Below are 13,651 nucleotides of genomic sequence, written 5' to 3'. Positions count from 1 at the left end.
CCCTTTGCCGGTAGGCCAGACAGGGTTGATTTGATGGAAGAAACCTCAGCGGTCCGCAGGCTGGACCGGCTCGGCGTGGTTCTGGTGGTCGGCGGCATCGCAGCGACGGCGCTGATGCCCTTCATCTATGTCAAGGCGAACCGCATCGCCGCCGGCAAGCCTATGCTGCTGACGCAGCTTCTTCCCCAGCCTTCCGTCATCACCCTCACCGTGCTTCTCATCCTCACCGCTTTGGCCGCGCTGTTCCTGCGCCAGGCTCTGGCACGGCTTGTCATCGCCACACTCTGCCTGGCGGCGCTGATCGCTGCGATCGGCCTCGTCTCGGCCGCGGCCACACCGCCGGGCAGCACGGTGGCGCGCATGACGCCCGGCGGCAGTTTCTGGGTGCTGTTTGCGGTGATCGGGCTCATCATCTCGGATGCTCTCGTCAAGATCCGGCTAGCCCCGTGGATGCGGGTCGCAGCGCTTGTTGCCTATACGGCGCTGCTCTTCGCCTTCCTCTCTTCCGGCCTGCTCGACAGCCTGTCGATCATGAAGGAATTCTCGACGCGGACGCCGCAATTCGAGACGGAGGCGATTTCGCATCTGCTGCTCGCCTTCGGTTCGCTTGCCATCGCCATCATTCTCGGCCTGCCGCTCGGCATCCTCTGCTTCTGGGTGCCACGGCTGCGGGCCGTCGTGCTGCAGGGCCTCAGCCTCATCCAGACGATCCCCAGTCTTGCCCTCTTCGGCCTGTTGATGCTGCCGCTCGGTTATCTCGCCACCCATGTGGCGCTGGCCGCCGCTATCGGCATTCGCGGCATCGGCACGGCGCCGGCGCTGATTGCGCTGGTGCTCTATTCGCTGCTACCGATCGTCGCCAACACCGTCGTCGGCCTGCAGGGCGTCGACCCCTCGGTGCGCGATGCCGCGGCCGGCATGGGGCTGACACGCCGGCAGATCCTTGTCCGTATCGACATGCCGCTCGCCTTTCCGGTCATCCTCACCGGCATCCGCATCGTGCTGGTGCAGGCAATCGGCATGGTGACGATCGCCGCTTTGATCGGCGGCGGCGGCTTCGGCATCTTCATCTTCCAGGGGCTCGGCCAGACCGCCATGGATCTCGTGCTGCTCGGCGCCGTGCCGACCGTCTTCTTCGCCTTCTCATCGGCCGTCATCCTCGATGCGGTCATCGACAGCATCCGGGGACCCGCCGCATGAGCATGATCGAGATCAGGAACGTCACCAAGCGCTATGGTGCTGCCACCGTCGTCGACAAGGTCTCGATGAATGTCGAGAAGGGCGAGATCACCGTCATCGTCGGCACGTCGGGCTCCGGCAAATCGACGCTGATGCGGATGATCAACCGGCTGGTGCCGATCACCGAAGGTCAGATCTTCGTCAACGGGCAGAATGTCGTCGACGTCGAGGTGACCGAGCTTCGCCGCAAGATCGGTTATGCCATCCAGGGGCACGGCCTCTTCCCGCACCGGACGGTGGCGCAGAATATCGCCACCGTCCCGCAGCTTCTCGACTGGGATTCCATGCGCATTTCCAGACGGGTCGAGGAACTGCTCGGGCTGTTCAATCTCGATCCGGCGACCTTTGCCGAGAAATATCCGCATCAGCTTTCCGGCGGCCAGCAGCAGCGCGTCGGCGTCGCCCGGGCGCTCGCCGCCGAGCCGGAACTGCTGCTGATGGACGAGCCGTTCGGCGCGCTCGACCCTGTTATTCGCGGCAAGGCGCAGGACGACCTCTTGGCAATCCAGAAGCAGTTCGGCACGACCATCATCCTCGTCACCCACGACATGGACGAGGCCTTCCATCTCGGCAACCAGATCGCCGTCATGAGCGAGGGCCGATTGCTGCAATGCTCGCCGCCGGAAAAGATCCTGACCGAACCCGCCGATCCTTTCGTGCAGCAATTGACCGGCACCTCCGACCGGGCGCTGAAGCTGATGTCGCTGCTGCCGCTGAAGGAAAGCATGCAGCCGGTCAAGGGCGGTCTTTCCTATGCCCTGCCGCAGTCGCTCAGCCTGCGCGATGCGCTTGCCGAAATGATCTGGCAGGGGGTCGACGAGGCGGCAGTGCAGGACGGCGAAAAGGCGCCGGTCGGATCGATCTCGATGAGCCGCCTGCTCGAACTGGGCCGCAAGGCATGAAACTCGTTGTCGCCAATCTCTTCCGGCTGGCCGCACTCGCCCTGCTGCTCATCCTGCTGTTCAGGACCGAGTGGCTTTCCTTCCTGCTGACGCCGCTCACCAGCAACAATGCGCCTGCCGTCTATACGCAGAACAGCCTCGCGTCGCTCGCCGCCGGCCATCTGCAGCTGGTGGTCGGGTCGATTGCCTGCAGCGCCGTGCTCGCCGTTGCCGGCGGCATCTTCGTGACGCGGGAAAGCGGCGCCGACTTCCTGCCGCTGTCGCGCGCCATCGCCAATGCCGGCCAGACCTTCCCGCCGGTCGCGGTGCTGGCACTCGCCGTCCCCGCAACCGGTTTCGGCGCCATGCCGACGCTGATTGCGCTCTTCCTCTACGGCTTGCTGCCGATCTTCGAAAACACCGTCGCCGGCTTGAAGCAGGTTTCGCCGCAGGTGCTCGATGCCGCCGACGGCATGGGCATGAATGCGACGCAGCGGCTCTTCCGCGTCGAGCTGCCGCTTGCCCTGCCGCTGATCCTCGAAGGGCTGAAGGTCGCGACCGTCATCAATATCGGCACGGCGACGATCGGCTCGACGGTTGCGGCCAAGGGCCTCGGCGAGGTGATCATCGCCGGGCTGATATCCGACAATACCGCCTTCATTTTGCAGGGCGGGCTGATCGTGGGCCTGATGGCAGTGCTGATCTATGACGCTATGGGCCTTCTGGAAGCAGCGATCACCCGAAGAATCGGCTTGCGCCTGGCGTAAGAGGACCGCTACCAAGGCTGCAGTGACTACTGCATAATTCCCTAAATCGATTCCGATTTAAGGAATTACGCAGCAATTCAAAGTGCTACAGCGTCCTTTGCACGTCTATAAAGACGCGCGGCGCTGTAGTGCAACGGGAGGCCGCCTTGGCGAAGATGATCCACTCCATGATCCGCGTTCTCGACGAGGCGCGCTCGGTCGAATTCTACAGCAAGGCCTTCGGCCTCTCGGTTGCCGACCGCGTCGATTTCGACACTTTCACGCTGATCTATCTGAGCAATGCCGAGACCGGCTTCGAGCTGGAGCTGACCGTCAACAAGGGCCGCACCGAAGCCTACGATCTCGGCAATGCCTATGGCCACCTCGCCGTCTCCGTCGAGGAAGTCGCGGTCGAGCGCGCGCGGCTCTTGAAACTCGGGTTCAAACCGGGCGAATTGGTCGAACTCAACCGCGACGGCAAGCTGTTCGGCCTGTTCTTTTTCATCAGCGATCCCGACGGCTACAAGGTCGAAGTGCTGCAGCGCCACGGCCGGTTTCTCTAGGATATCCGATGATCGAAAAGACCGTGCTCAACTCCGGCTGGACGCTGACCTGTAACGATACAGGAAGGCCCGGACTGCCAGACACGATACCCGCAACGGTGCCGGGATGCGTGCATACCGACCTTCTCGCCAGCCGGCTGATTGCCGATCCCTATGTCGACGTCAACGAGATCACCAGCGACTGGATCGGCAAAAGCGACTGGACCTATCGCTGCCGCTTCGAGGCGACGCCTGACGAAGACAGGGCGCAGGAACTCGTCTTCGACGGGCTCGATACGATCGCCACCATCGTTCTCAATGGTCAGGAGATCGGCCGCACATTCAACATGCACCGCATCTACCGTTTCGATGTCTATGGCCTGCTGAAGCCGGGCGAGAACGAACTCTCCGTCACCTTCCGCTCCGCCTATGCCTATGGCGCCGAAATGGAGAAGCACTACGGCTATCGGCCCAACAACTATCCGGGACCGGGCAATCTGATGCGCAAGATGGCCTGCAATTTCGGCTGGGACTGGGGGCCGACGCTGGTGACGGCGGGCCTCTGGAAGCCGGTCGCGCTGCAAAGCTGGGATCGGGCGCGGCTTGCCGAGACACGGGTGTCGGCGACGCTTGCCGGCGGCGACGGGCTGGTGAAGGTGCATGCGAGGCTGGCACGCCACGGCAATCCCGGCCCGTGCCGGCTGGTCGCCGAGATCGGCGGTGTGACCACGACTGCAGCGATCGCGCCTGGCGGAGACATGGTCGCCTTCGAGATCACCCTGCCCTCGCCGCAGCTCTGGTGGCCGCATCATCTCGGCGCGCAGCCGCTCTACCCCCTGACGCTCGAACTGATCGACGAGACCAGCGGCGATCGACTCGACAGCTTGGAGCGCAAACTCGGCTTCCGTTCGCTCAGGCTCGATACCGCAGCCGATGCGCATGGTTCGGCCTTCACCTTCGTCATCAACGACGTGCCGCTGTTCATCGCGGGCGCCAACTGGATTCCCGATGACTGCTTTCCGCAGCGGGTGACGGCCGAGCGTTATGCCGCCCGGATCGAAAAAGCGAAGACCGCCAATATCCATATGCTGCGCGTCTGGGGCGGCGGCATCTTCGAGACCGAAGAATTCTACGAAGCCTGCGACCGCATGGGCATGCTGGTCTGGCAGGATTTCCTCTTTGCCTGTGCGGCCTATCCGGAGGAGGAACCGCTTCGAAGCGAAGTCGAGGCCGAGGTGCGCGACAATGTCGTGCGGCTGATGCCGCATGCTTCGCTGGTCCTCTGGAACGGCAATAACGAGAATATCTGGGGCTTCGACGAATGGGGCTGGCGACCGATCATCAAGGCTGACGAAAGCTGGGGGCTCGGCTATTATCTCGATCTTCTGCCGAGGCTCTGCGGCGAACTCGATCCCGACCGGCCCTATTATCCCGGCAGCCCCTATTCCGGCTCGATGGAGATCGCGCCGAATGCCGATGCGCATGGCTGCAAACATATCTGGGACGTGTGGAACGATGTCGGCTACGAGGTCTACCGCAACTATATCCCGCGCTTCTGCTCCGAGTTCGGCTGGCAGGCGCCGGCCAATTGGGCGACGATCGAAGAAAGCGTCCACGATCAGCCGCTGACGCCGCAATCGAACGGCGTCTTCCATCACCAGAAGGCGACGCAGGGCAATGACAAGCTGATCCGAGGGTTGGCCGGCCACCTGCCGGAGCCGAAGACGATAGACGACTGGCACTTCGCCACCCAGCTCAACCAGGCCCGCGCCATCCGCTTCGGCATCGAGCACATGCGCTCGCACCGATCTGTCTGCAAGGGTGCGGTGGTCTGGCAGTTCAACGATTGCTGGCCGGTGACCTCCTGGTCGGCCCTCGACTCGGCCGGGCGCCGCAAGCCGCTCTGGTATGCGCTGAAGGCCGCCTATGATCCCCGCCTGCTGACCATCCAGCCGCGCGACGGTGGACTGGCGGCAGTGGCGGTCAACGAACGGACGCTGTTCTGGCGGGCGAAAATCAGCGGCAGACGTTTGAAGCTCGATGGCAGCGTCCTTGCCGAATTCGAATTCTGGCGCCTGCTCTGCGACCGCTTCGAGGCGAAGGAGTTTCCGCTGCCGAGCGATATCGTCACTCCGGACTTACCTAGTGATGAAGTTATTGTCGTCGAGATGCTGGACAGGCGGGCGTTTCACTATTTCGTCGAGGATATCGACCTCGCCCTGCAAGCGCCGCGGCTGAGCGTCGACGTCACCACGATCGGCGGCTGCTTTGCAGTCACGGTGACGGCTCAGAATTTCATCAAGGATCTCTGCCTGATGGCGGATCGTTTGGATCCGGATGCCGTCGTTGATACGATGCTGGTGACGCTGCTGCCAGGAGAGAGCCATGTGTTTGCGGTAAGGACGGGCAAGACGATCGTCGCTTCGGACATCATGATCGGGACGGTGCTGCGGTCCGCCAATGATCTTGTTGCAGGGCAGCAATAAAGGCGGCCGCAACGTCTCGACTCCCTCTTCTCCCCTCGGGGAGAAGGTGCCCGTAGGGCGGATGAGGGGGCCGAAGACGCCGGCCTATCGAAGATAAGCGACGTTGGCATTAACGTGCCAGAATAGGTTTTAGGTGAGGGTTCGCCGTGTGGCCCCCTTGTATCTGCACGTTAGTAATTTCGTGCGATGGAAGCGATTGAGCCTCTGGCCGGGTGGCCACCCGGCCAGAGGCGTGACGAAGTCGCCCGTCCCCCCTCCGGTTACAACCGTGGATGAGCCTGGGATCTTCGTCATCGTCACGTACGACCGAATAGTCGCTTGGCTTCAACCGCACGCACAAGGCAGGTTACCGTGAACAGAGTTATATGTGGAGTGGATGTTTCGAAAGACTGGCTGGATGCGCATATCCGCCCATCCGGGACGTTTAAGCGTTTCGGCAACGATGCGGCCGGCATCGGCGCGCTTGCTGGGCTCTGCCGGGCCGAGAATGTCGAACTCGTCGTCATGGAGGCGTCGGGCGGTTACGAGCGGCAGGCCTTCCTGCTGTTGTGGGAGTTTGGGATCGCCTGCGCGCTTGCCAATCCGCGCCATGTGCGCCGCTTTGCCGAGGCCATGGGCTTTCTGGAAAAGACCGACCGCATCGACGCGGCGATGATCGCCCATTACGCCGAGACCAAGCGGCTGTCTGCCCTGTCGCCGCCGAAAGCCGCGCAGTTGCGCCTGTCGGCGCTGATGACGCGGCTGTCCCAAGTCACGCGAGACCTGATCGTTCAAAAGCAGCGCCGCAGTGCGGCCGGCGATGGGGCGATCGTGGAAAGCCTCGACGAGGTGATTGCGCTTTTGATGCGCCAGGGCAGCAGGCTGGAAGGCGAGATTGCCTCAATGATCGATGACGATCCGCTCTGGGCCTGCCTCAATCGGGCCTTTCGCTCGGTCAAGGGTGTGGCCGACCGCACCGTTGCCCGGCTGATGGGCGAATTGCCCGAAATCGGCCGGATCTCCAACAAGGCGATCGTCAAGCTGGCCGGCCTGGCGCCGATTGCCAACGACAGCGGCAAACGCAGCGGTCCCCGGCCGGTGCGCGGCGGACGCTCCGGACCGCGCGGCATCCTGTTCCTGGTCGCCGCCGTCGCGGCCAGACACGATCCGCATCTGGCTGCCTTCAGGCAAAGGTTGCAGAGCGCAGGCAAGCCGAAGATGGTCGTCCGTATTGCTCTCGCCCGAAAGCTCCTGGTCATTCTCAATGCAAAAGCACGAGATGCGCGAAGAGAATTCGAATGTGCAACTTGACAACCCAGATAGTCGCTCATCCGCCTGCCGGCACCTTCTCCCCGAGGGGAGAAGAGGACATGCCGTGATCTCCCAATTCCTCGCAACCTTTGTAAGGTGCGTCTACCACATACCAAAAAGGCCCCGCATCGCACGGGGCCCTTCCAGTTCCACCTATCGGACGACGTTACATCCAGTAGGGCGGCACGCCGTAGTAATCATAAACCCGGCGGCCATTGTCGTTGTACCAGGTGTCGTCATCGTCCGAATAGCTCGGGGCGCCTTCGATCTGTTCCTTGGTCAGGTCGATGCGGTAGCCGTCCAGCTGGGTGTCGTAGTTCAGCTTTTCCCAAGGCAGCGGATAGTGGTCGTGACCGATGCCGAGGAAGCCGCCGAAGCTCAGCACGGCATAGGCGACACGACCGTCGCGCTTGCCGATGATCAGGCGTTCGATCGAGCCGATATGTTTGCCGTCGGCCCCATATACGCGGGTGCCTTCGACGCGGTCGCTGGCGATCATCGAATGCGTCTCCTTCGCATTCGGGTCGCGGCGATTGGCATCGGTATCCTGATTCAACATTGTCGATCTCCTTTGGGTGTTCCTCGGATTGGGGATGCAAGATCAACGCCATGGCGGACTCAAAGTTCCCAACCTCCGGCACGATTGCGCGAGCAGTGAATATTGACGTTTACGTCAAGGTTATTGTAGCTTCATTCGGCTTGAACCGTTCAGGCAATGGCATAAGCTGCCGGACTGGAAGATGGAGGATCCTTCAGTCGATTCCCGGCCCGATGCCGGCGCGGCGGCCGCAAGGGAGAGAGGACAAGATGAACAGCATTTCCGTCCATCCGAACGGAGCCAAGCCTGAGAAGCCCTGGCTTGCCGCCTATCCGGAGATGGTTCCGGCCGAGCTTCCGCCGCTGGAACATGCCTCACTGGCGGAACTGCTCGAAAAATCCTGCGCCCGTTATACCGACCGCACCGCCTTTTCCAGCATGGGCAAAGCGATGAGCTACCGCGAGCTGGAGAGCCAGACACGGAAGGTCGCCGCCTGGCTGCAGAGCACCGGTCTCGAGAAGGGCGACCGCGTCGCGGTGATGATGCCGAACGTCCTGCAGAACCCGGTCGCCACCTACGCCATCCTCCGGGCCGGCCTCGTCGTCGTCAACGTCAACCCGCTCTATACGCCGCGCGAACTCGAACATCAGCTGCGCGATTCCGGCGCCAAGGCGATCTTCGTGCTGGAGAATTTCGCCCGCACGGTGGAGCAGGTTCTGAACAAGACCGATCTCCGCCACGTCGTCGTCACCTCGCTCGGCGAAATGCTGGGGGCCAAGGGGCTGATCGTCAATTTCGCCGTGCGCCGGGTGAAGAAACTCGTTCCCTCCTGGTCGATCCCTCAGCACAAGAGCTTCGCCCAGGTGCTGCGCGAAGGGGCGAAAAAGACGCTGCAGCCGGTGACGCTTGCCGGCAGCGACATCGCTTTCCTGCAATATACCGGCGGCACGACGGGCGTTGCCAAGGGCGCGGTGCTGACGCATGCAAACCTGCTTGCCAACAAACTGCAGCTGTCGCTCTGGCTGCGAACGGCCTTCGAGCGCAAGAAACAGCCGGAGGTCTTGAATTTCCTCTGCGCCCTGCCGCTCTACCATATCTTCGCGCTGACGGTGAATTCGCTGATGGGCATGTCGCTCGGCGCCCGCAACATCCTGATCGCCAATCCGCGCGACATTCCCGGCCTCGTCAAGGAATTCGGCAAGTCCGATGTGCATATCTTCCCCGGCCTCAACACGCTGTTCAATGCGCTGATGAACAATGCCGATTTCGCCAAGCTCGATTTCTCCTCGCTGATCATGTCGCTCGGCGGCGGCATGGCCGTGCAGCGCCCGGTCGCCGAACGCTGGCTAAAGATGACCGGCACGGCGGTGACGGAGGGCTACGGCCTTTCTGAAACCTCGCCCGTTGCCACCGCCAACCGCTTCGATTCGGCCGAATTCACCGGCTCGATCGGCCTGCCGATGCCCTCCACCGACCTCGATATCCGCGACGAGCAAGGCAAGTCGCTGCCATTGGGCGATGTCGGCGAGATCTGCATCCGCGGGCCGCAGGTGATGGCCGGCTACTGGCAGAAGCCGGAGGAAACGGCGCGGGTGATGACCGATGACGGCTATTTCCGCTCGGGCGACATGGGTTTCATGGACGCACGCGGTTATACCAAGATCGTCGACCGCAAGAAGGACATGATCCTGGTCTCCGGTTTCAACGTCTACCCGAACGAGATCGAGGAGGTCGCCGCCATGCATGCCGGCATCCTCGAGGCGGCTGCCATCGGCGTGCCGGACGGGCATTCGGGCGAAGCGGTCAAGCTCTTCGTGGTCAGGAAGGATCCGAACCTGACGGAGGCCGAGGTGAAGGCCCATTGCATCGCCAACCTCACCAATTACAAGCGCCCGCGTTTCATCGAGTTCCGCACCGAGCTGCCGAAATCGCCTGTTGGTAAGATCCTGCGCAAGGACCTGCGCGGCTGAATTTGACAGCTTTATGAAAATGAGGGCCATCCGCTTGCCGCGGGTGGCTTTTTTCATATTTCGAACCATGGCTGAACTTGATTTGCCCCCGATAAAGCGAATAGTTTCCGCAACCTTTCCGCCTCCAAAGGAGCCTTCCATGAACGCCATCGTCGAACAGCTGAAAAGCACCGCTGATGCCACCAAGGCAACCGACATCCGTGCCGCCTTCGCAGCCGATCCGCAGCGCTTTTCGCGCTTTTCCGTGTCGCTCGATGACCTGCTGATGGATTTTTCCAAGACGGCGGTGAATGACGACATCCTCAAGCTCTTGGTCAAGCTCGCCGAAGAAGGCGGCGTCGAAAAGAAGCGCGAGGAAATGTTCTCCGGCAAGGCGATCAATTTCACCGAGGACCGCGCCGTCCTGCACACGGCGCTGCGTAACCGTTCCAACACGCCGGTGCTGGTCGACGGGAAGGACGTCATGCCCGACGTCAACGCCGTGCTTGCCGCCATGGGCAGGTTTGCCGACGACATCCGCTCCGGCACGCTGAAGGGCGCCACCGGCAAGGCGATCACCGATGTCGTCAATATCGGCATCGGCGGCTCAGATCTCGGCCCTGTGATGGCGACGCTGGCGCTTGCGCCCTTCCATGACGGCCCGCGCGCCCATTTCGTCTCCAATATCGACGGCGCCCATATCGCCGATATCCTAAAGCTGGTGCAGCCGGAGACGACGCTGTTCATCGTCGCCTCGAAGACCTTCACGACCGTCGAGACGATGACCAATGCGCAGACGGCGCGCAAATTCATCGCCAAGGCGCTCGGCGAAGCGGCCGTCCAGCATCATTTCGCCGCCGTCTCGACGGCGCTCGACAAGGTTGCCGCCTTCGGCATCGACAGCGCCCGCGTCTTCGGCTTCTGGGATTGGGTCGGCGGCCGCTACTCGATCTGGTCGGCGATCGGCTTGCCGCTGATGATCGCTGTCGGCCCGGACAATTTCGGCAAATTCCTCGACGGCGCCCATGCCGTCGACAATCACTTCCGTAAGGCGCCGATTACCGAGAACCTGCCTGTCCTGCTCGGCCTGATCGGCTTCTACCACCGCAATGTGCTGGGTTACCCCACCCGTGCCATCCTGCCCTACGACCAGCGCCTGTCGCGCTTCCCGGCCTATCTGCAGCAGCTCGATATGGAATCGAACGGCAAGGGCGTCACCATCGACGGCACGCCGGTCGAGGGCAACTCCGGCCCCGTCGTCTGGGGCGAGCCCGGCACCAACGGCCAGCACGCCTTCTACCAACTGATCCACCAGGGCACGAGCATCATCCCGGCGGAGTTCATGATCGCCGCCAATGCCTTCGAGCCGGAGCTGCGCCATCAGCACCAGCTGCTGATCTCCAACGTTCTCGCCCAGTCGGAAGCGCTGATGAAGGGCCGCACCTTCTCGGAAGCCAAGAAGCAGCTGACCGACAAGGGCATGGACGACAAGAAGGCCGATTTCATCGCCCCGCATCGCGTCTTCCAGGGCAACCGCCCGTCGATCACCTTCGTCTACGACAAGCTCACGCCTTACGCGCTTGGCCGCCTGATCGCGCTTTACGAACACCGCGTCTTCGTCGAAGGCGTACTGTTCCGCATCAACTCCTTCGACCAATGGGGCGTCGAACTCGGCAAAGAACTGGCAACCGGCCTGCTTCCTGTTGTTGAAGGCAAGCAGAGTGCTGCTGGCCATGATTCCTCGACGCAAGGGCTGGTCGCGGCGCTGGCGAAACTCGCGAAATAGGCGCTCGAGGGCAGCGCATCACCTTAACCCGTGCGGCCGGGCAAGTGTCTCTGCCCGTCCTCCGGCGGCCTGAGAGGGCCGCCGACAGACTGCGATTGGCGCGCCCATTGAGCTGCCGACGCCGCCATTGGCGCCAATATCATCATTGCAAAACTGACATCGACGCGGTCGGGGGCGGGCCTGCCGCGCGACGGGCTCGTCGTGCGCAACCGGATGAAACGTTCTTCTAATGGAAAATTGTAGAAAGAATTCTTCCATTCCGCCGGAATCGTCCTAGATTCAAGCAAATTCTGTGCAATTGGTACTTCCGACGACATGGCCTATCAAGCCCGGGACGGCGCTCCGTTCCATTGTTTCCGCCGGCAGATACGGCGGCCCCTCGTCCGGATGGCTCGTTCGATATCAGTGCTTGCCCAGCATCGCCCCGTCACATTCAGGAAGTTCTCCAGGACGCCCATCACCTCGCGTTTCATGTCCCACCTCAACTGAAAGAAGCTTATGAGCCGTCTTATCGTTGTTTCCAATCGCGTTCCTGTGCCGAGCAAAGATGGTGGCGCCGCTGCCGGCGGCCTCGCCGTCGCGCTGCAGGCAGCCCTGCAGGAGCGTGGCGGCATCTGGATGGGATGGTCGGGAGAATCAAGCGGCGACAGGGAACCGGGCGCGCTGTCGCTGCAGCAGAAGGGCAATATCACCTATGCCCTGACCGACCTCACCGACACCGACGTCGAGGAATATTATCGCGGCTTTGCAAACCGCGTTCTCTGGCCGATCTGCCACTACCGCCTGGATCTCGCCGAATATGGCCGCAAGGAAATGGCCGGCTACTTCCGCGTCAACCGCTTCTTTGCGCACCGGCTGGCGCCGTTGATCGAGCCGGATGATATTATCTGGGTTCACGATTATCACCTCATTCCGCTGGCCGCCGAACTGCGCCAGATGGGGCTGAAGAACCGGATCGGCTTCTTTCTGCACATTCCCTGGCCGCCTGCCGACATTCTCGTCACCATGCCGGTGCACGAGGAGATCATGCGTGGGCTCTCGCATTACGATCTCGTCGGCTTCCAGACGGACTATGATCTGCAGAATTTCGCCGGCTATCTCAGACGGGAGGGCATCGGCGACGACCTCGGCAACGGGTTGTTCGATTCGCATGGGCGGATATTCAAGGCCGGCGCCTATCCGATCGGCATCGAGACCGCAGCCTTTGCCGAATTCGCCGAAAGAGCCGCAAACAACGTGATGGTCCAGAAGACCCGGCGCAGCATCGAAGGTCGCGACATGATCATCGGCGTCGATCGTCTCGATTATTCGAAGGGCATCATTCAGCGGCTGGAAGCCTTCGAGCGCTTCATCACCGTCAATCCGGCATACCAGAACAAGGTGACCTTTCTGCAGGTCACGCCGAAATCGCGATCGGAAGTGCCCGAATACGAGCAGATGCAGAAGTTGGTCGCCGAACAGGCCGGCCGCGTCAACGGTGCCATCGGAACGGTCGACTGGGTGCCGATCCGCTACGTCAACCGATCGATCAGCCGCAACGTGCTCGCCGGGCTTTTCCGGCTGGCGACGATCGGGCTGGTCACGCCGCTGCGCGACGGCATGAACTTGGTCGCCAAGGAATATGTCGCCGCCCAGGATCCGGATCGCCCTGGGGTCTTGGTGCTGTCACGCTTTGCCGGCGCCGCACGCGAGCTGAAGGGGGCGCTGCTGGTTAATCCTTATGATGTCGAAGGCACCGCCAATGCGATTGCCCGGGGGCTCGCCATGCCGCTTGAGGAGCGCCGCGACCGTTGGAGCATGATGATGGAACATCTGCTCTCGCACGACGTCTCGCTGTGGTGCGAGAACTTCCTGCGGGATCTGGTGGCTGTTCCCGATCTTCGGCCGTAGCGTGGGTCCCCCTTCTCCCCTCGGGGAGAAGGTGCCGGCAGGCGGATGAGGGGGCCGCACGGCACAATCCTCACGCGATCTATCCGCTGACGTATCTTGGAAAAGACCGGCTTCGCCGGCCCCCTCATCCGCCCTCGGGCACCTTCTCCCCGCTGGGGAGAAGAGGGAACCGAGACGTCGCGGCATGTCCCTTCGCCCCGCAAGCGGGGAGAAGGTGGCGGCAGCCGGATGAGGGCCGACGCTGGCTTAAGCTTTCGCCAGGATATCCACGACCTCGACCGGATCGAGATTTAGTTGCCTTGCG

10 protein-coding genes are annotated in these 13,651 nt (G+C 62.3%); 9 read left to right on the top strand and 1 reads right to left on the bottom strand.

The window, feature by feature from the left end; genetic code table 11:
• Window positions 1–33 precede the first annotated feature (33 nt).
• The 6 genes from RHEC894_RS02605 (at window position 34) to RHEC894_RS02580 (ending at window position 7,184) form a co-directional block, all read left to right on the top strand.
• Window positions 34–1,200 carry an ABC transporter permease gene (locus RHEC894_RS02605; RefSeq protein ID WP_085735987.1) on the top strand — a complete coding sequence of 389 codons (1,167 nt, stop codon included), beginning with the start codon at window positions 34–36 and terminating at the stop codon, window positions 1,198–1,200.
• On the top strand, window positions 1,197–2,141 hold the full coding sequence (locus tag RHEC894_RS02600; RefSeq protein ID WP_085735985.1) for an ABC transporter ATP-binding protein: 945 nt from the start codon (window positions 1,197–1,199) through the stop codon (window positions 2,139–2,141). The genes RHEC894_RS02605 and RHEC894_RS02600 overlap by 4 nt, the downstream gene beginning before the upstream one ends.
• Window positions 2,138–2,887: an ABC transporter permease gene (locus RHEC894_RS02595; RefSeq protein ID WP_085735984.1), complete on the top strand. Its 750-nt coding sequence runs from the start codon at window positions 2,138–2,140 to the stop codon at window positions 2,885–2,887. The genes RHEC894_RS02600 and RHEC894_RS02595 overlap by 4 nt, the downstream gene beginning before the upstream one ends.
• 146 nt (window positions 2,888–3,033) lie before the next feature.
• On the top strand, window positions 3,034–3,429 hold the full coding sequence (locus RHEC894_RS02590; protein ID WP_085735982.1) for a VOC family protein: 396 nt from the start codon (window positions 3,034–3,036) through the stop codon (window positions 3,427–3,429).
• Window positions 3,430–3,437: 8 nt separating this feature from the next.
• Window positions 3,438–5,894 (top strand): glycoside hydrolase family 2 protein, encoded by a 2,457-nt coding sequence (locus tag RHEC894_RS02585; protein ID WP_085735981.1) that lies wholly within the window; start codon window positions 3,438–3,440, stop codon window positions 5,892–5,894.
• Window positions 5,895–6,245: 351 nt separating this feature from the next.
• Window positions 6,246–7,184 (top strand): IS110 family transposase, encoded by a 939-nt coding sequence (locus RHEC894_RS02580; RefSeq protein ID WP_085735979.1) that lies wholly within the window; start codon window positions 6,246–6,248, stop codon window positions 7,182–7,184.
• Between the two features lie 166 nt (window positions 7,185–7,350).
• Here the strand turns inward: RHEC894_RS02580 and RHEC894_RS02575 are convergent, their stop codons facing one another.
• Window positions 7,351–7,743, bottom strand: a complete 393-nt coding sequence (locus tag RHEC894_RS02575) for a PRC-barrel domain-containing protein (RefSeq protein ID WP_085735977.1) — start codon at window positions 7,741–7,743, stop codon at window positions 7,351–7,353.
• Between the two features lie 248 nt (window positions 7,744–7,991).
• Between RHEC894_RS02575 and RHEC894_RS02570 the strand changes: the two genes are divergently transcribed.
• The 3 genes from RHEC894_RS02570 to otsA all read left to right on the top strand — a co-directional run bounded on the left by RHEC894_RS02570 (window position 7,992) and on the right by otsA (window position 13,347).
• Entirely contained in the window at window positions 7,992–9,692 is a 1,701-nt protein-coding gene (locus tag RHEC894_RS02570) for a long-chain fatty acid--CoA ligase (protein ID WP_085735975.1), read from the top strand.
• 139 nt (window positions 9,693–9,831) lie between these two features.
• A complete protein-coding gene (pgi, locus tag RHEC894_RS02565; protein ID WP_085735973.1) occupies window positions 9,832–11,457 on the top strand; it encodes a glucose-6-phosphate isomerase in 1,626 nt (541 codons plus the stop codon).
• Between the two features lie 498 nt (window positions 11,458–11,955).
• Entirely contained in the window at window positions 11,956–13,347 is a 1,392-nt protein-coding gene (gene otsA, locus RHEC894_RS02560; protein ID WP_085735971.1) for an alpha,alpha-trehalose-phosphate synthase (UDP-forming), read from the top strand.
• The last annotated feature ends 304 nt before the right edge of the window (window positions 13,348–13,651 follow it).

It is taken from the genome of Rhizobium sp. CIAT894 (assembly GCF_000172795.2).
Taxonomy (GTDB): Bacteria; Pseudomonadota; Alphaproteobacteria; order Rhizobiales; family Rhizobiaceae; genus Rhizobium.
This window is presented reverse-complemented; position numbering and strand designations above follow the sequence as displayed.

What these genes read in the sequence shown, in the direction of transcription:
- RHEC894_RS02585 (WP_085735981.1), top strand. Translation starts at nt 3,438, where the DNA reads ATGATCGAAAAGACCGTGCTCAACTCCGGCTGGACGCTGACCTGTAAC.
- RHEC894_RS02575 (WP_085735977.1), bottom strand. Translation starts at nt 7,743, where the DNA reads ATGTTGAATCAGGATACCGATGCCAATCGCCGCGACCCGAATGCGAAG.
- RHEC894_RS02595 (WP_085735984.1), top strand. Translation starts at nt 2,138, where the DNA reads ATGAAACTCGTTGTCGCCAATCTCTTCCGGCTGGCCGCACTCGCCCTG.
- pgi (WP_085735973.1), top strand. Translation starts at nt 9,832, where the DNA reads ATGAACGCCATCGTCGAACAGCTGAAAAGCACCGCTGATGCCACCAAG.
- RHEC894_RS02570 (WP_085735975.1), top strand. Translation starts at nt 7,992, where the DNA reads ATGAACAGCATTTCCGTCCATCCGAACGGAGCCAAGCCTGAGAAGCCC.
- RHEC894_RS02605 (WP_085735987.1), top strand. Translation starts at nt 34, where the DNA reads ATGGAAGAAACCTCAGCGGTCCGCAGGCTGGACCGGCTCGGCGTGGTT.
- RHEC894_RS02600 (WP_085735985.1), top strand. Translation starts at nt 1,197, where the DNA reads ATGAGCATGATCGAGATCAGGAACGTCACCAAGCGCTATGGTGCTGCC.
- otsA (WP_085735971.1), top strand. Translation starts at nt 11,956, where the DNA reads ATGAGCCGTCTTATCGTTGTTTCCAATCGCGTTCCTGTGCCGAGCAAA.